Raw genomic sequence first — 16,408 nt, forward strand, 5'->3', positions numbered from 1 at the left:
AACCTTAACCGTTACCAAGCAATAAAAAAGCGGACCCAAGGGCCCGCTCTGCTCGTCCATCTCAAGACTAAACCTTAAAGCGTCCGATCTGCTGCTGCAGGCCCAGGCTGTGCTGCTCCATCTCGCTGGAGATGCTGCCAAGCTGCTCCCCCAACCGGGCCAGGGAGAGGCTGTCGTCCCGAATGTCGGCGCTGTTTATCGTCAGATCTGTGCTGGCACTGCGCTGCTGCTCCGCCGCCGTAGCAATTTGAGTCGTCATGGTGGCGATCTCCGTAATGGCCGCCACAATCACAGCCAGACTCTCTTCAGCCTGATGGGCTTCATCGGCACTGCTACGAGCCAGCGTCTTGCCCTTGGTCATCTCACCCACCGCTTCCTGACTGATGCTCTGCAGCGACTCGATCATATGGCGGATCTCCTCGGTGGAACGGCTTGTCCGCTGGGACAGCACCCGCACCTCGTCCGCCACCACTGCGAAGCCCCGCCCCTTCTCCCCGGCCCTGGCCGCTTCAATGGCTGCGTTCAGGGCCAGCAGGTTGGTCTGCTCGGCGATGTTCTCAATGGTGATCAGCACCTGATCGATCTGCTGGGCATGGGTTTCCAACTGGCCAATCACCGAGGCGCTGTGCTCCACCTGGGTCGCCAACTGGTCACTGACCAAACTGGACCGGGCGATCACCGCCTCGCTGTTCCGACAAGCACCGGAGGCTGCCTGTACTGCCTCGGCGGTCGCACTGGCCCCGGCGGCGACCTCATTGGCCGAGGCAGCCATCTGGGCCACGGCACTGGCAACTTGGTCTAACCGGACATGCTGACGATCCACCGCCTGCTGCTGCTCCTGAGCCTGTCGGTGGTTGGCCCGGCTATGCCCCAACAGTTCTTCACTGCGCTGGCTCACCGAGGTCACCATCTGGGCCAGGTGTTCCACAAACCCATTGAGCTGCTGCGCGACACGCCCAATCTCATCCTGACGGGTAATGGGCAGGCGCCGGCTCAGATCGCCATCCCCCTGTGCCAGTTCACCGATGGCTGACTCCAGTTGCTCCACCGGCTTAAACAATGTCGCCAACAGCCAGGCCGTCAGCAAACCCACTGCCAGGATCATCCCCAAAGTCAGGAGGACGGCACGCTGAACCATCTCCCCCATGCCCCGTTCGGCATGATCGACATTAAACAGCGCCAGGACCTGCCAATCCCCCTGCGCCAGGGATCCGCCGCCAAAGTAGTGCTCCTGCCCTTGAAATTGGGTTGTTTGCAGCGTCCGAGTTTCGAAACGTGCCAGTGACGCCAGGCCGGGGATCTCCTGCCCCAGAGGGCGAAGTAGCAGCTGGGGATCCCGTGCCGCCAGGATCCGGCCCCGACCGTCCAGCAGTATGATAGCCCCCTGCTCCCGAGGCAGCTGCTCCACCAAGGATTGGGTCAGGGCACCAATCACCAGATCCGCCGCAACAACACCGCTGGCACTGCCCTCAAACGGGGCGGCCAGGCTGACAACCATGTCACCGCTGACATCCTGATAAGGCTCGGTGATCACCAACTGACCGGCCCGCTGGGCCTGCTGGTACCAAGGCCGCTCACGGGGATCGATCTCTGGTACCGGCCGATCCAGCTTATCCCACATCAACTGGCCGTTATCGAATCCGGCATAGAAGGCAGCCATATCTGCCGAACGCGCCATCAAATCAAACAGCTCCGGCTCCACCTCCTGCTTGGCTAACAGCTCGGCGGTGTTATTGAGCATTTGGGAGCGGATCGCCAACCATTCGTTCAGTTGCTGCTGAGCATGGACGATCTGCAATTCCAACTGCTCACGCACCTCTTCGCGACTTTCATCGAGATAGTGGTCCAGCAGCAGGCCGGTCTGGATCAGACTGGCTGCGATCACGACAGCTGCGACAAAACCCTGCAGGCGGTGTTTAAGACTCATGGGGAGCACCTTATGGAGCGAGAATATGCGGAAAATGACTGTTAGTCAGATAATTGACCGCGCATCATACAAAGGTGACCCAGCCCACTGAAACTTGAGTCCCGGGCGATTGCAGTTATTTGGCGCAGATCACGAACACACTTACCCGACAGGCCAGAGCCAAGTGCCCAGACACAAAAAGGGCCCGCTTAGCGGGCCCTCCTCTTCACCGAGCAATCAGATCTCGTAATGCAATCCGCATTCCCGCTTCAATCCAAAGAAGCGGGTTTCCTCTTCGGTCATCCCCAATTCCAGTGGCTTCGAGGAGTGGACATCGCCCACCGAGACATAGCCTTCATGCCACAACGGGTGATAGGGCAAGTCGTGTTCCTGCAGGAAATAGTGAACATCCTTGTTGCTCCAGTCGAGGATCGGCAGCAGCTTATAACGGCCGGAGCGGATCTCGACAAAGGGCAACTCTGCCCGGCTCTGGGCCTGCTCCCGGCGCAGCCCGGCAAACCAGCTACCGATATTAAGCTCTTTGAGTGCCCGCTGCATCGGCTCAACCTTGTTACGCCGGTTGTAGCGATCGAGCCCGTCCTGACCATTCTCCCACTCCCTGCCAAAGCGCGCCTCCTGCCAGGCGGGCGACAGGGGTGAGCGGAAGATCTTCAGGTTCAGATCCAGCCGCTCGGTCAGCTCATCGATAAAACGGTAGGTTTCCGGAAACAGGTAACCGGTATCGGTCAGGATCACCGGAATGTCCGCTCGCTGCTCCGAGACCAGCTTCAGCATCACCGCAGCCTGGATCCCGAAACTGGATGACAGGGCATGGACTCCAGGCAGGTTTTCCAGCCCCCAGGCGATCCGCTGGGCAGCGCTCATCCCAGCCAAGTCCCGGTTCAGGGCGGTCAGCTCAGCCTGCTGAGTGGCTGCCGACTGAGTCAGCAATTTCGACAGTGCGGGGTTAGCCATAGAAGTCGTCCTTAGGCACGATCACCGGCTTCACCACGCCCGTGCGCACCACAAAGTCACCGAACCCTTCGCCATCCTCACGCTGGGCGGCCCAGCTTGAGATCAGCCCGTTGAGCTCTGCCAGGATCGCCTCCTCATCCAGGTTTTCCCGGTACAGTTTGGGAATGCGCGTACCGTTAGCATTCCCCCCCAGATAGAAGTTGTACTTGCCCGGCCCCTTACCGACCAGACCTACCTCCGCCAGCATGGCACGGCCACAACCATTGGGGCAGCCGGTCACCCGGAAGATGATGGCGTCATCCGCCAAGCCATGACTGGCCAACACCCCTTCGATCCGAGTCACGAATCCGGGCAGGAAACGCTCCGCTTCCGCCATGGCCAGCGGGCAGGTGGGCAGCGCGACACAGGCCATGGAGGCCTTGCGTTGATTGCTGATCCCATCGTCGATCAGGCCATACTGACGAGCCAGCTGTTCGATCTGCGCCTTATCGCCCTCGGCCACACCCGCTACGATCAGGTTCTGATTGGCGGTCATGCGGAATTCACCCTGATGCACCTTGGCGATCTCGGCCATGCCGGTTTTCAGCGGCTTGCCAGGGAAATCCAGGATCCGGCCATTTTCAATAAACAGAGTCAGGTTGTGCTTGCCGTCGATCCCGGCGGTCCAGCCAAACTGATCGCCTCGACCGGTCAAGACAAAGGGACGAGCCGGTTCCAGGCTCAGCCCGGCTCGACGCTCCACCTCGGCCTTGAAGACATCGACACCGATCCGGTCCAGGGTGTACTTGGTCTTGGCATTCTTGCGGTTGACCCGGTTGCCCAGATCCCGCTGGGTCGTCACCACGGCCTCGGCCACCGCCAGGGTTTGATCCAGCGGCAGGAAACCCAAGTTATCTGCGGTGCGCGGATAGGTGGCCTCATCCCCATGGGTCATGGCCAAGCCACCGCCAACCAGCAGGTTAAAGCCCACCAGCTTGCCCTCCTCGGCGATGGCCACGAAGTTCAGATCGTTGGCGTGCAGATCCACGTCATTATGGGGCGGCACCACCACTGTGGTCTTGAACTTGCGGGGCAGGTAATTGTTGCCCAGGATCGGTTCATCCTCCGTGCTTTCCACCTTCTCCCCATCGAGCCAGATCTCCGCGTAAGCCCGGGTTTTTGGCAGCAGGTGCTCCGAGATCTTCTTCGACCACTCAAACGCCTCGGTATGCAGGGCCGACTGCTCGGGATTGGAGGTGCACAGCACGTTGCGGTTGACGTCCCCGGCGGTGGCGATGGAGTCGATGCCGATGGCATTGAGGGTCTGGTGCATCAGTTTGATGTCACGCTTGAGGACTCCATGAAACTGGAAAGTCTGGCGTGTGGTCAAACGTATGCTGCCCACCGAGGTGTGCTCGTCGGCAAAGGCGTCGATGGCCAGCCACTGCTTAGAGGAGATCACCCCTCCTGGCATCCGCGCCCTGAGCATCACGGTATGCAAAGGCTCCAGCTTCTGCTCGGCACGCTCGGCACGAATATCCCGGTCATCCTGCTGATACATCCCGTGAAAACGGATCAGCTGGAAGTTATCGGAGGTAAATCCGCCGGTCAGGGGATCGGCCAGATCCTCAGTGATGGTCCCGCGCAGCAGGGCACTTTGGCCCTTGATCCGTTCGTTGTCCGCCAGCTTGCCCTGCACCTGCAGCGCCGCCAGCTCTGCCGGCAATTGTTCGACTTGTTCACTCATCAGTACACATCCTTCTGATAGCGCTTGGCCTCTCGCAGGCCATCCAGGTATTCCCGGGCTTGCTCCGGGCTGCGATTGCCGTACTCGGCCACGATCTCCAGCAGAGCCGCTTCCACATCTTTGGCCATACGGTGCATGTCGCCGCACAGGTAGAGGTGGGCACCACGCTCGAGCCAGGCAAACAGCTCGGCACCCTGCTCACGCAATCGATCCTGCACATAGATCTTCTCCGCCTGATCCCGGCTGAAGGCCAGATCGATGCGGGTCAGCAGGCCACTCTTCACATAGCCCTGCCACTCCAGCTGGTAGAGGAAGTCCTCGGTAAAGGTCGGGTTGCCAAACAGCAGCCAGTTGTCACCGCTGGCCCCCTGGGCTTCGCGCTCCTGCATAAATCCACGAAACGGGGCAATACCGGTGCCCGGACCAATCATGATCACCGGGGTATCCCCATCGGTGGGCAGGCGGAAGTTATCATTGGGCTCGACATAGACTCGAACCTCGTCTCCCTCCTGCAGACGACGGGCAAAGGCACCGGAGATCGCCCCGAGGCGTTCCTGGCCATCGCGCTCATCACTCACCAGGCCAATGGTCAGGTGTACTTCCTCCTCTACCTCACTCTGGCTGGAAGCGATGGAGTAGAGTCGCGGTGTCAACTTGCGCAGCAGCGCCAGCAGCCCCTGAGGGTCCGGTTTGGCCGGGAAACGGGTGGCGAGATCGATCAACTGGTGCTGTGCCATAAAGGGACGCAGGGTGCTACCGTCGGCGGCGATGGCGCGCAGCTCTTCGCTGTCGGCCAGCTCTGCCCAGCCCTGAACCAGGGCCGGGTGCAGCAGGGTCAACTCATACTGAGTGACCAAGGCCTGACGCAGTGAGGTTTCCTCCACACTGGCATCACCATCCAGGCCACAGGCCTGAAGCAGGGCATCCACCAGGACGGGATCATTATCCAGCCAAACCCCCAGGGCATCCCCGGGCTGGTAGCTCAACCCGGAATCGGCCAGATCCAGCTCCACATGCCGTACATCCTTGGCCGATCCACGGCCGGTGATCTTCTGACTGACGATCAAAGCTGCCGGGTAGGGGTTGGCCCGGCTGTAGGCACTGCTAACCGCCTGGGCGGCAGCACTGAAAGGCACCACCTGCCCTGCCGCCGTCGCTCCGCCTTTATCCGCTTTGGCCAGCACATCGGTTTGCCACTGCTCGGCCGCCGCCTCGAAATCAACGTCACAATCAACGCGTTCAGCCAGGCGGGTCGCGCCCAGCTCGACCAGGCGTTCATCAAATTCACGCCCTGTTTGACAGAAGTTGTCGTAGCTGCTGTCGCCAAGTGCCAGGACGCTAAAGCTCAGGCCATCGAGTTTGGGCGCCCGCTTGGAGTATAAAAACTTATGGAAAGATAACGCGTCGTCCGGCGGATCCCCCTCACCATGAGTACTGGCCAACAGCAGGAGTTGAGACTCCTCTTTAAGCTGCTTGGGCTTGTACTCGGCCATGGAAACCAGGTTTACCACAAAGCCATCCGCCTCAGCACGGGCGGCCAGGGCCATAGCCACGCCCCGGGTATTACCGGTCTGGCTGGCATACAAAATGGTCAGTGGGCTCGCGCTTACGACCTGGGGAGACGCCGCAGCCTGAGTCGGCGCTGCGCCTTGATTGGCAACGGCTGCGAGATAACCACTGAGCCAAGCCGCCTGGATGGGGCTGAGTTCGGCGGTTAGGGCCCGCAGAGTCTGGATCTGCTCAGGGGCCAGCATTCCCGCCCCGGCTTCCAACTCCTTTAACAACATGGTCCTACCTATTTCATCCTTTTGAGGTAGGCACAGGGTAGGCAGTTTATGTATCGTGAAAAAAGATTAGTTGCTGAGTTTTTATAACCAATTGGAATAAAGACCGCCATTGAAGTGCTGAACTTCGCCGGTCACTCACTGTACATTGAATTATCGATTGCAACAATCGCGAAGCGTTTCCCACCCAGGGCTTTCACAGACTGCTCAAAACATGGAAAACTGCGTCATCGCTCTGGGCGCCAATGCCCGACTCAGACGCATATTTTAGGAGGACCCGCTGTGAAGATCGCAGTGATCAAGGAGACGCACCCAGGCGAAACCCGGGTAGCGTTAATTCCGGCGAATGTCGGCAAGCTAACCAAGGCTGGCCTGACGATCGCCGTGGAAACCGGTGCCGGCGAAGCCGCCGGCTTTGATGATCCCCAATACCGTGAGGCGGGTGCCTCCATCGCTGTGGATCGCAGCAGCGTTTTAAAGGGTGCCGATGTAGTACTGACGCATCATGGCCGGGGCGAAGAACTGGATCAACTGCTGACCGAACTGACGGTTGGTCAGACCCTGGTAGCCATGATGGATCCCCTGGCAAACCCACAGGTGGCCCAGAAACTTGCCGAGGCCAAGATCAATGGCATCGCCCTGGAGCTGGTGCCGCGGATCACCCGCGCTCAATCCATGGATGTCCTGTCCAGCAACGCGACGATCGCTGGTTACAAGGCCGCCCTGCTCGGCGCCACCCACTCTCATCAGATGTTCCCCATGATGATGACTGCCGCAGGCACACTCAAGCCAGCCCGGGTCTTTATCATGGGCGTCGGGGTCGCGGGCCTGCAGGCCTGTGCCACTGCCAAGCGTCTTGGCGGGGTGGTCGAAGCCTATGACATTCGCCCCGCCGCCCGGGAGCAGATCCTCTCCGTCGGAGCCCGGCCGGTCGAGCTGAACATCGAAGCGGAAAACACCGAGACCAAGGGGGGCTACGCCAAGGAGCAGAGCGACGACTTCATCGCCCGCCAGCAGGCCGCCATGGCCGATGTGCTGGCCCAGCAGGACGTGGTGATCACCACTGCCGCCATCCCCGGCCGTAAAGCGCCGGTGCTGATCACCGAAACCCAGCTGAAGACAATGAAGCCCGGCGCAGTGATCATCGATCTGGCGGCCGAAACCGGCGGTAACTGTGAACTGACCGTGGCCGGCGAAGTGGTCGTTCACCACGGGGTCACCATCCTGGGGCCGAAGAACTTTGCCGCTACCGTGCCCAACCATGCCAGCCAGATGTTCGGGACCAACCTGACCAACCTGCTGCTGCTGATGAACAAAGATGGGGCGCTGAACTGGGACTTTGAGGATGAGATCATCCGCGATACGACGGTGAGCCACGACGGACAGGTGATCAACGCCCGTCTGCGTGAATTGCTGCAACTCCCCGCCTTGGAAGCCAACGAAGAAGCCAACGAAGAAGCCAACGAAGCAGCCGAGGAAGAGGCCACCCCGACCATCCCGGCTGAAAAGAAGGAGGCCAGCTAATGGAACTGTTACTGCTGATCACCGTGTTTGTGGTGGCCCTGTTCCTTGGTGTCGAACTGATCACCAAGGTCCCCCCGACGCTGCACACCCCACTGATGTCCGCCTCCAACGCCATTTCCGGGATCACCCTGGTCGGTGCGTTGCTGGCCGCAGGTTCTGGCTCGGGCATATTGGTCAATGTGCTGGGCTTTGTTGCCGTCACCCTGGCCACCATCAATGTCGTCGGTGGCTATATGGTCACCAATCGCATGTTGGCGATGTTTAAAAGGAAGTAATGCATCATGAGTCCAGATCTGATCTACATAAGCTATTTGGTCGCTGCGGTGCTGTTTATCCTCGGCATCAAGAAACTGACCAAGCCCCGTACCGCCGTACTGGGTAACCGCCTCTCCTCCATCGGTATGCTGATCGCCGTGGTGGTCACCCTGCTGGATCAACAGATCCTCTCCTACCAGTGGATCATCGCAGGCCTGATCAGCGGTGGGGCCATCGGCACCTTTATGGCCCGCACCGTGCAGATGACCTCCATGCCGCAGATGGTGGCCATCCTCAATGGCTTTGGTGGGGGCGCATCCCTGTTTGTGGCCCTGGCCAACGCATGGGATCCCGCGACCGGGGCGGACACCGTCGTCCTGCTCTCCATCGGTATCACCATTTTGATTGGTGCCGTCACCCTCTCCGGCTCCTTTGTGGCGTTTGCCAAACTGCAGGAGTTGATCTCCGGAAAGTCCATCGCCGTACCGGGCAACACCCTGCTTAATGGCGCCATGCTGCTGGGTGGCCTGACACTGGTGGGCCTCTACGTTGTTGAGCCCTCTGCGACCTGGGTTTACGCCCTGGTCGCCGTCGCCATCGTCCTCGGTCTGGTGCTGGTATTGCCCATCGGCGGGGCCGACATGCCGGTGGTGATCGCCCTGCTCAACTCCTACTCCGGGATTGCCGCGGCCACCGCCGGCTTTATCTCCGGCAACACCGTATTGATCATCTCCGGATCTCTGGTTGGGGCCTCCGGCCTGATCCTGACCCAGATCATGTGTAAGGCGATGAACCGCTCCCTGCCCAACGTGCTGTTTGGCGTGATGGCAGAAGGCGGCGAAACCATCGATGCGGACGAAGTCTATGCCGGTAAGGTGACCGCCTCCTCGCCCGAGGAAGTGGGCATGATGCTGGAGACTGCAGAGCGGGTGATCATCGTTCCCGGCTACGGCCTGGCCATGGCCCAGGCCCAGCACGCCGTCCGTGAACTGGCCAGTGTACTGGAGGCCCGGGGCTGTGACGTCAAGTACGCCATCCACCCGGTTGCCGGAAGAATGCCGGGGCATATGAATGTCCTGCTGGCCGAAGCGGAAGTGCCCTATGACCAACTGGTGGAGATGGATGAGATCAACCCCCAGTTTGAACAGGCCGACATGGCCATCGTGATTGGCGCCAACGACGTCACCAACCCCATGGCAAGAGAAGACAAGGGATCGCCCATCTATGGCATGCCGATCCTTAACGTGGACAAAGCCCGTACCGTGGTGGTGGTCAAGCGCTCCCTCAGCCCGGGTTTTGCGGGACTGCCCAACCCCTTGTTTGCCAAAGACAACGCCCTGATGCTCTTTGGCGACGGGAAAAAGGCCATCGTCGATCTGACGGCTTCACTGAAGGAAGCCGAAGCGGCCTGATCCTTGATACCAAACAAAAATGGCTGCCATCGGCAGCCATTTTTCTATTTGTTTCAACCTATCCCCCACCCTTCGACACACTCCCAATGACGAGCGATGCTTAATCCTCGCGGACCCGGTTTTCGCTCTACACTTACCCATTGCCTATTGGGCACCCCCTCTTTGTGATCTGCAGTAGGAGGCGGCTATGAAGCCCGTCATTCGAATGGTACTGGGAGTGGCTTTGCTTGCACTAATGTTGGGTAATGCCAACGCTGCAACCGAAGAAAGTGAAGCGGTTCCTGAGAGCTACGCCAAACCGGATAAACCCGGCAAGCCCGACAAGCCCGACAAGCCCGGCAAGCCCGACAAACCGGATCCCGACGAACCCATCGACCCGGATCCCGGCGAGCCCATCCTGCCGCCCACCGATCCCGATCCCGGCGAACCGGGTGAACCGATCCTGCCGCCGGATCCCGATGAGCCTATCCTGCCACCGGATCCCGGTGAGCCCATCGATCCCGACCCCGGCGAGCCCATCCTGCCGCCCACCGATCCCGATCCCGGCGAACCGGGAGAACCGATCCTGCCACCGGATCCCGATGAGCCTGTGCTGCCACCGGAGCCCGACGAGCCGGGAGAGTGTGACGGGATCAGCCCCCTGCCAGTCATTCCCTGTGCGGTAGGCTATGGCATGAGTACGCCCGCAGGTAGCGGACGCCACCTGTCGACGCCCAGTACCACGGTGTACAAGATCAGTAACCTCAACAACAGTGGTGAGGGATCGCTGCGCCAGTGCATCGATGCCAAGGGCCCCAGGGTGTGTGTGTTCGAAGTCAGCGGCTATATCGATCTCGAAAGCCGCCTCTCCATCAATAACGACTACATCACCATCGCCGGCCAAACCGCGCCCAGTCCGGGGATCACCCTGCGCGGCGCGACCCTGAGGATGGAAGCCAAGAATGTGCTGATCCAGCATATCCGAGTGCGTCCTGGCGACGATCCCGACGGCCCCAAACCCGGCGATCGGGACGGGATCCTGGTGATCGGCAACCACAGCGACGAGAGCCGACAACCCCGAAATATCGTGCTGGATCACCTCTCGGTCAGCTGGGCCATCGATGAGAACCTCACCACCAAGGAAGCGGTGTGGGATGTGACCCTGTCCAACAGCATCATCGCCGAGGGTCTCAACTACAGCCTCCATCCCAAGGGCAAGCACTCCAAGGGACTGATGATCGAGTCCTATGACATGCTGGTGTACCGCAATCTGATGGCCCACCTGGACGACCGTGGCCCGCTGGATGTGGCCCCCCGCGCCATCATCGCCAACAACCTGGTGTACAACACGGTTCAGGTCGGCCACCGGGTCTGGGGACTCCATGAGCGCAGCTTCCATACTGGCCAGGTTCGCCTCTCCACCACGGTCAACAATGTCCGCATTCCCGGTGACAACACGCCCGGTGGCGGCAGGGAGGATCAGTGGGTCAAACTTCAAACCCGACGTGACGGATCCAAAGTCTATATCGAGGGCAACGAGTGTGGGGGGTACAGCAACAGCGACTGGCCCTGCGTCATGGTCAACACGGATGGTGCCGATCGCTTCCGGGTCAACCAGCCCCCTCTGTGGCTCGATGGCCTGGTCCTGCTGCCCACCGAGCAGGTGGAGGAGAGCGTGCTGGCCGATGTCGGTGCCCGTCCCCGGGACAGAGACAGTGCCGACGAACGGTTGATCGACGAAGTCCGGCGACGCACCGGCACCCTGCGTAACTGTGTGGGCCCGGAGAACCTCTTCTTCCCCCGTACCCAGGCCTCCTCCGTGGGCAGTCGCAGTATCAGTGGCAAGATCAACGACTGCGACAGCTCGAAAGAGGGCAACCAGGGCCGACGGATCCACATCTATGATGGTCCTGGCGCCGGTCAGTGGCGCACCATCACCTCGAAAAACAGCTGCAGCAGTGGTGTGCTGACGGTATCGGTCGAGCAGGACTGGGATCCCAAACCCACCACCGGCTCCTACTTTGAGATCGAAGTGGATTGCAGCAACAATGCCGGCGGCTGGCCAACACTGCAGGAGAACCGGCGCGAACTGCTGGTACCGGACAACTACAACCAGCTGATGGCGTCGGGCTATACCCGTCTGGAGGAGTGGCTGCACAGCTTCTATGGCGAGGTGGAGTGATCAGCATAGGCTGCAAGCTGCGAGCCGGAACCGGCTCGCAGCTGTTTATTTTTCAGAAAAAGATCCGCCCAGAGTTTCGGGTAAAAAAACGAGCAAAAACCTGTCACCGGCGTATACTGTGCGACCCCGCTTAACCCATGTTAAGCCCGAATAGATCCTCCATAGGAATGTAACCCCATGGCCCAGAGCAAAAAATACGATTTTCGCGTTACAGAGAAGGGCGGCGTTTGGTCCGCCGCGATCGTTCGTAAGGTGACTGCCCGCCGCACCGCGGTATCCAAGAAACAGGGCAAATTTGCCACCGAAGCCGAGGCGATCGCCTGGGCCGAGACCGAGTTGAAAGCTTTCCTGGAGAACCAGGGCGAGCGCAACAAGCGCAAGGCTGAAGCCCGTCTCGAGCGCGAAGCCGCCGCCGCCCGTCAAGCCGAAAAGGCCGAACGCAAAGCCGCCGAACGCGCCGCCAAGCGTGAAACCGAAGCCCAAGATGACTCAGACGACGAGTTCGACTTCAGTGACTTCGGTGACGAATAATGGCCAATAACCTCAAGCAAGAGCTGCACCAGCTGAGCAACCGACTCGAAGCGGCCAAGCGTAAACTGCAAGCTGCCCACGAGCGGGGCGATCAACCCATCATTGACAAGTTCAATGAAGAGATCGCCGCCTTCGAGAAACGGATCGCCAGCGTCAAGAAGACCCAGACCCGTGATCTGGGTAAGCAATCCGGTAGCCTCAAGCAGATGAAATTCAAGCGGGCCCTGACCAAGGCCGAACAGGCCGACATGGGCAAGCTGAAAAAGTCCATACGCGGCCTGGTGGTGGTACACCCCATGACCAAGCTGGGCAAAGAGATGGGCCTGACCGAAGTGACCGGCTTTGCGATGAAAAAGTTTTAAGTTGAGTCGGTTCTAAACGGCGCTGAGTGACTTCACTTGGCGCCGTTTTTGTTTACTCTGGCCATCAACAACAATTGGCAGCCGCAGTGATCGACTCAAACACTGCAAGATCCCTCAAAGACCCATAATCATGACTGAACTCTCCCTCCTTGCGACCCTAGCAACCGTCCACCTGATCGCCCTGGCCAGTCCGGGCCCCGATTTCGCCCTGGTGGTGCAAAATGCCAGCCGTCATGGCCGCCGCATCGGCCTGGCCATCGCCCTGGGGATCTCCCTGGCCATTTTGCTGCACTCCCTTCTCGCCCTGACCGGAGTCAGCCTGCTGATCCAGCAACACCCGCAACTGCCGGTCCTGTTGCGGATCGCCGGGGGAGGCTACCTGCTCTACCTTGGGCTCGGCGCCCTGCGCAGCGTCTGGCACCGCTGGCAGCAGGAGCAGGAGGCACAAGTGGCCAAGGCTCAAGATCTCACCAGCGCTCGTGCGGCCATCGCCAAGGGCTTTACCACGAACCTGCTCAACCCCAAGGCCCTGGTCTTTTTCTTGAGCCTGCTCACCTCCCTGGTGCCGCCAAACACCTCGCTTGCGGGTAAAGGCGCGGCAGTCTTCATCCTCTGGAGCCTGTCGTTCCTCTGGTTTGCCCTGCTGACCTACCTGCTGACCGGTGCGCGCATGCAGCGCCAGGTGCAGAAACTGGCACCGGTGATCGATGGGATCTGTGGTGTGCTGTTTATCCTGGTGGGCAGCGGGATCCTACTGGCTACCCTGATATAACGCTGGCCCGCCCCCCACGATGAGGCACCTGATCCCAGATCACGCTCTTTAAGGGGGGCAGCCAGGGCATTTCCGTCATTAACAGCCCTGAACCGACACCACTAGCCAAGATCCCGGATCGTCTGATCCAGCTCAAATCCCCTGTCAGTGACGATCCGCTCCAAGATCTCCACTCGCTGTTGCAGTGCCTGATTCTGCTGCTCAAGCTGCTGTATCCGCGCTGCCATTTCGCTGTGCGCTTTCTTACTGGCCCCCCGATGGCGCTGCTTGATCATCTCCAGCAAGCCCCCCATCACGATGGCGACGACGACGATGATTGCCCATGAGCTCATCACATCTCTCCCGCTGTTATTACACTGTCCTATCCAGCCTCAAACATCGGCCCAGGCGGATCCCCTGTCAAGGCGACGGTCCGAACTCTGGCCCCTACATTTCCGGCTCTCGGCCGTTACCGCTAAAAGGCAAACACGCCTCCCCCTAAAGCCCCGTCAGGGTGATCCGACAGCCCCTGGCTGCTCGAGAGCAAGGGGCCGAGTGAGACGCTCGCAACGGTTGCCCACTTCGGGAAGATGATGATTCGCCAGATAGGCCGACAGCTCCACGCCGAGCCATTCCAGGGTCGGTTGCACAAGCGCGGACCACCCGGCCCGGGCCGAAGCGGCCAGATAGGGCTGAGGCACGGCGGGGACCAGAGAAAACTGCCGCTGACCCAGGTTTCGATAGGCCTGCAGCGGCCAATCCGATCTCTCCAACGCAGACTCCACAAAGTCCTCAAAGGGCCAATGTGCAGCGATCCGTAAGGTCTCGAGATCACACAGCAGCGGTGCCAGCACCGGGGTGGTCCAGTGAGTCCAGTCAGGCCGAGCCTGGATCAGGCCGATGTTGCGCAGGTGGATCTGCGCCCACAGTTCGGAGGCGTCGGCCCCCTCTCGCAGTAAACGCCAGTAGAGGTAAAGATCGGCCAGGACCTCCTGGCCCCAATGCTCTGGCCAGTCAGCACGGTGCAGCCGTTTCAGCCAGGGCGAGTGACGGGCAGCCACATGGCCGATTTCATGGTAATAAGTAGAACGAAAATTACGCAGTGGCGGGCTTTCATAGACTCGGTTATCCAGCAGCACAGTGTGTGACTGATGCAAACGGTCGGGATCCAGCAAGATCAGCGCATCACGGTCGGACAGCAGGGTCACGCCTCCCTGGCCTGCCAGCGCCTCACGCACCGAATCGGAAAGCGCCCCGGGCCAAAGGCGATGAAGGATCTGCTGCCACTCTCCGGAGACGTGCTCGGCGCACAAGGACAACTGGTCCGCTCGGCACAACTCGTGGGGCGGCGCCGCTCGCGCTGCCGACAGCCACAGCAGAAAAAACAACAGGCCCGCCACTGCCCATGGCCGGTGGCGGGCCTGTCTGTCACGGCGCTTCCCTGCGCTCATGGTATTCAGTCCTGCTGGCGGATGCTGTCGATGATGGCCGAGGTGGAGCAGCCATCCTCAAACCCGAGGATCATCACCTGACCGCCATTATCCAACACCTCCCGGTGACCGGCGATCTCCTCCACTTGGTAGTCACCGCCTTTCACCAGGATATCCGGCAGGACCTTGCTGATCAGGCGTTGTGGCGTATCTTCGCCAAAAGGCACCACGTAATCCACCGCTCCGAGGCCCGCCAACACCGCCATACGACGCTCAACGCTGTTAACCGGACGTCCGTCACCCTTGAGGCGACGCACCGAATTATCATCATTGACTGCCACCACCAGGCGATGGCCCAGCTTGCGAGCCTGCTCCAGGTAGCTGACGTGCCCGGCATGCAGAATGTCGAAGCAGCCATTGGTCATCACCACGGTTTCGCCACGAGCCTGGGCGGCCCCAACCGCCAGCATCAACTGCTCTTCGCTCATCACGCCAAAGCCACCTTCGTCGTGCATGGATGCCACCATACCGGCCAATTCGACGGCAGAGACGGTGGAGGTGCCCAGCTTACCCACCACCACGGAAGCGGCGGCATTGGCCAGGGCACAAGCCTGATCCAACTCACTGCCTGCCGCCAGCGCGGCGGCCAGGGTGGAGATCACCGTATCCCCGGCCCCAGTGACGTCGTACACCTCGCGGGCCATGGCCGGCAGGTGCAACTCGTTATGATCCGGACGCAACAAGGTCATGCCTTTTTCCGAGCGGGTGATCAGCAAGGCATCCAGATCCAACCGGGCCATCAGCTCATTACCCTTGGCCACCAGATCGGCCTCGTCACTCACCTTGCCCACCACGGCTTCGAACTCGCTCATATTTGGCGTCAGCAGAGTGGCTCCCCGATACTTGTCGAATTCGGTGCCCTTGGGATCCACCAGTACCGGTACCTGCGCTTCACGCGCCGCCTGGATCAAGCCCTGTACTTCGCACAGGGCGCCTTTGGCATAATCCGACAACACCAGCACCTTGGCATTTTGCAGGTTATCTTGAGTCGCCTGCTTGAGCGGCACCGCCGCCTCCGGGGCAAAGCCATCTTCGAAGTCCAGGCGGATCAACTGCTGATTGCGAGACAGGACCCGGAGTTTGGTGATGGTCGGCGCGCCTTCCACGGCCACCAGCTGCGGCTTAACGCCGACCGCATTGAGGCTTTGGCGCAGTGCATCCGCGGCTTCGTCCCAACCCACCAACCCCACCAAGGCAGCACTCCCGCCCAGGGCGGCCACGTTCAGGGCAACGTTTGCCGCGCCACCAGGCCGGTCTTCACAATTTTCCACTTTGACCACGGGAACCGGGGCTTCCGGTGAGATGCGGCCAGTTGGCCCGACCCAGTAGCGGTCGAGCATCACATCGCCAACCACCAGAACCTGAGCCTGTTCAAATGCAGGCAGGGAGACTTTCATCACCAATCTCTAAACAACAGTAAATAGGGCGGCAGTGTATCACAGGGTTTGGCCATGCGTTGCGAGGCACAAAGCACAAAAACCGGGTCCTAAGCCAAGATCTCAATATCCTATCCTCGTCGGCAGTCCGCCTG

The 16,408-nt window shown here is 60.4% G+C and carries 14 protein-coding genes; 7 read left to right on the plus strand and 7 right to left on the minus strand.

Annotation, left to right across the window (positions count from 1 at the left end; all coding sequences use genetic code 11):
• Positions 1-67: 67 nt before the first annotated feature.
• The 4 genes from AC2D8U_RS14630 to AC2D8U_RS14645 all read right to left on the minus strand — a co-directional run bounded on the left by AC2D8U_RS14630 (position 68) and on the right by AC2D8U_RS14645 (position 6,394).
• Positions 68-1,927 (minus strand): methyl-accepting chemotaxis protein, encoded by a 1,860-nt coding sequence (locus AC2D8U_RS14630; RefSeq protein ID WP_484619815.1) that lies wholly within the window; start codon positions 1,925-1,927, stop codon positions 68-70.
• 216 nt (positions 1,928-2,143) lie between these two features.
• Positions 2,144-2,881 carry a phosphoadenylyl-sulfate reductase gene (locus AC2D8U_RS14635; RefSeq protein ID WP_484619816.1) on the minus strand — a complete coding sequence of 246 codons (738 nt, stop codon included), beginning with the start codon at positions 2,879-2,881 and terminating at the stop codon, positions 2,144-2,146.
• Positions 2,874-4,607 (minus strand): assimilatory sulfite reductase (NADPH) hemoprotein subunit, encoded by a 1,734-nt coding sequence (gene cysI / locus AC2D8U_RS14640; RefSeq protein ID WP_484619817.1) that lies wholly within the window; start codon positions 4,605-4,607, stop codon positions 2,874-2,876. Before cysI ends, AC2D8U_RS14635 begins: the two co-directional genes overlap by 8 nt.
• Positions 4,607-6,394: an assimilatory sulfite reductase (NADPH) flavoprotein subunit gene (locus AC2D8U_RS14645; RefSeq protein ID WP_484619818.1), complete on the minus strand. Its 1,788-nt coding sequence runs from the start codon at positions 6,392-6,394 to the stop codon at positions 4,607-4,609. The genes cysI and AC2D8U_RS14645 overlap by 1 nt, the downstream gene beginning before the upstream one ends.
• A 279-nt stretch (positions 6,395-6,673) precedes the next feature.
• On the opposite strand from AC2D8U_RS14645, the gene AC2D8U_RS14650 reads away from it, so the two are divergent.
• The 7 genes from AC2D8U_RS14650 to AC2D8U_RS14680 all read left to right on the plus strand — a co-directional run bounded on the left by AC2D8U_RS14650 (position 6,674) and on the right by AC2D8U_RS14680 (position 13,408).
• Positions 6,674-7,915, plus strand: coding sequence for a Re/Si-specific NAD(P)(+) transhydrogenase subunit alpha (locus AC2D8U_RS14650; RefSeq protein WP_484619819.1), 1,242 nt, complete (start codon positions 6,674-6,676; stop codon positions 7,913-7,915).
• On the plus strand, positions 7,915-8,190 hold the full coding sequence (locus AC2D8U_RS14655; RefSeq protein WP_484619820.1) for an NAD(P) transhydrogenase subunit alpha part 2: 276 nt from the start codon (positions 7,915-7,917) through the stop codon (positions 8,188-8,190). Before AC2D8U_RS14650 ends, AC2D8U_RS14655 begins: the two co-directional genes overlap by 1 nt.
• Before the next feature lie 6 nt (positions 8,191-8,196).
• Positions 8,197-9,582 (plus strand): NAD(P)(+) transhydrogenase (Re/Si-specific) subunit beta, encoded by a 1,386-nt coding sequence (locus AC2D8U_RS14660; protein ID WP_484619821.1) that lies wholly within the window; start codon positions 8,197-8,199, stop codon positions 9,580-9,582.
• Between the two features lie 187 nt (positions 9,583-9,769).
• On the plus strand, positions 9,770-11,743 hold the full coding sequence (locus tag AC2D8U_RS14665; protein WP_484619822.1) for a pectate lyase: 1,974 nt from the start codon (positions 9,770-9,772) through the stop codon (positions 11,741-11,743).
• Between the two features lie 177 nt (positions 11,744-11,920).
• Positions 11,921-12,274 (plus strand): DUF3622 domain-containing protein, encoded by a 354-nt coding sequence (locus AC2D8U_RS14670; RefSeq protein ID WP_484619823.1) that lies wholly within the window; start codon positions 11,921-11,923, stop codon positions 12,272-12,274.
• The gene (locus tag AC2D8U_RS14675; RefSeq protein ID WP_484619824.1) at positions 12,274-12,636 is read left to right on the plus strand and encodes a YibL family ribosome-associated protein; all 363 of its coding nucleotides are present in this window, start codon (positions 12,274-12,276) and stop codon (positions 12,634-12,636) included. The genes AC2D8U_RS14670 and AC2D8U_RS14675 overlap by 1 nt, the downstream gene beginning before the upstream one ends.
• 130 nt (positions 12,637-12,766) lie before the next feature.
• Complete coding sequence (locus AC2D8U_RS14680) at positions 12,767-13,408, plus strand: LysE family transporter (RefSeq protein ID WP_484619825.1); 642 nt, start codon at positions 12,767-12,769, stop codon at positions 13,406-13,408.
• Positions 13,409-13,509: 101 nt separating this feature from the next.
• Here AC2D8U_RS14680 and AC2D8U_RS14685 read toward each other — a convergent pair whose 3' ends face one another.
• The 3 genes from AC2D8U_RS14685 to hldE all read right to left on the minus strand — a co-directional run bounded on the left by AC2D8U_RS14685 (position 13,510) and on the right by hldE (position 16,274).
• A complete protein-coding gene (locus AC2D8U_RS14685; protein WP_484619826.1) occupies positions 13,510-13,740 on the minus strand; it encodes a hypothetical protein in 231 nt (76 codons plus the stop codon).
• 156 nt (positions 13,741-13,896) lie between these two features.
• On the minus strand, positions 13,897-14,838 hold the full coding sequence (locus AC2D8U_RS14690) for a hypothetical protein (RefSeq protein ID WP_484619827.1): 942 nt from the start codon (positions 14,836-14,838) through the stop codon (positions 13,897-13,899).
• 5 nt (positions 14,839-14,843) lie between these two features.
• A complete protein-coding gene (hldE, locus tag AC2D8U_RS14695) occupies positions 14,844-16,274 on the minus strand; it encodes a bifunctional D-glycero-beta-D-manno-heptose-7-phosphate kinase/D-glycero-beta-D-manno-heptose 1-phosphate adenylyltransferase HldE (protein ID WP_484619828.1) in 1,431 nt (476 codons plus the stop codon).
• Positions 16,275-16,408: the final 134 nt, after the last annotated feature.

Source organism: Ferrimonas sp. YIN67 (assembly GCF_057219095.1).

What these genes read in the sequence shown, in the direction of transcription:
- AC2D8U_RS14630 (WP_484619815.1), bottom strand. Translation starts at nt 1,927, where the DNA reads ATGAGTCTTAAACACCGCCTGCAGGGTTTTGTCGCAGCTGTCGTGATC.
- AC2D8U_RS14635 (WP_484619816.1), bottom strand. Translation starts at nt 2,881, where the DNA reads ATGGCTAACCCCGCACTGTCGAAATTGCTGACTCAGTCGGCAGCCACT.
- cysI (WP_484619817.1), bottom strand. Translation starts at nt 4,607, where the DNA reads ATGAGTGAACAAGTCGAACAATTGCCGGCAGAGCTGGCGGCGCTGCAG.
- AC2D8U_RS14645 (WP_484619818.1), bottom strand. Translation starts at nt 6,394, where the DNA reads ATGTTGTTAAAGGAGTTGGAAGCCGGGGCGGGAATGCTGGCCCCTGAG.
- AC2D8U_RS14655 (WP_484619820.1), top strand. Translation starts at nt 7,915, where the DNA reads ATGGAACTGTTACTGCTGATCACCGTGTTTGTGGTGGCCCTGTTCCTT.
- AC2D8U_RS14660 (WP_484619821.1), top strand. Translation starts at nt 8,197, where the DNA reads ATGAGTCCAGATCTGATCTACATAAGCTATTTGGTCGCTGCGGTGCTG.
- AC2D8U_RS14665 (WP_484619822.1), top strand. Translation starts at nt 9,770, where the DNA reads ATGAAGCCCGTCATTCGAATGGTACTGGGAGTGGCTTTGCTTGCACTA.
- AC2D8U_RS14670 (WP_484619823.1), top strand. Translation starts at nt 11,921, where the DNA reads ATGGCCCAGAGCAAAAAATACGATTTTCGCGTTACAGAGAAGGGCGGC.
- AC2D8U_RS14675 (WP_484619824.1), top strand. Translation starts at nt 12,274, where the DNA reads ATGGCCAATAACCTCAAGCAAGAGCTGCACCAGCTGAGCAACCGACTC.
- AC2D8U_RS14680 (WP_484619825.1), top strand. Translation starts at nt 12,767, where the DNA reads ATGACTGAACTCTCCCTCCTTGCGACCCTAGCAACCGTCCACCTGATC.
- AC2D8U_RS14685 (WP_484619826.1), bottom strand. Translation starts at nt 13,740, where the DNA reads ATGAGCTCATGGGCAATCATCGTCGTCGTCGCCATCGTGATGGGGGGC.
- AC2D8U_RS14690 (WP_484619827.1), bottom strand. Translation starts at nt 14,838, where the DNA reads ATGAGCGCAGGGAAGCGCCGTGACAGACAGGCCCGCCACCGGCCATGG.
- hldE (WP_484619828.1), bottom strand. Translation starts at nt 16,274, where the DNA reads ATGAAAGTCTCCCTGCCTGCATTTGAACAGGCTCAGGTTCTGGTGGTT.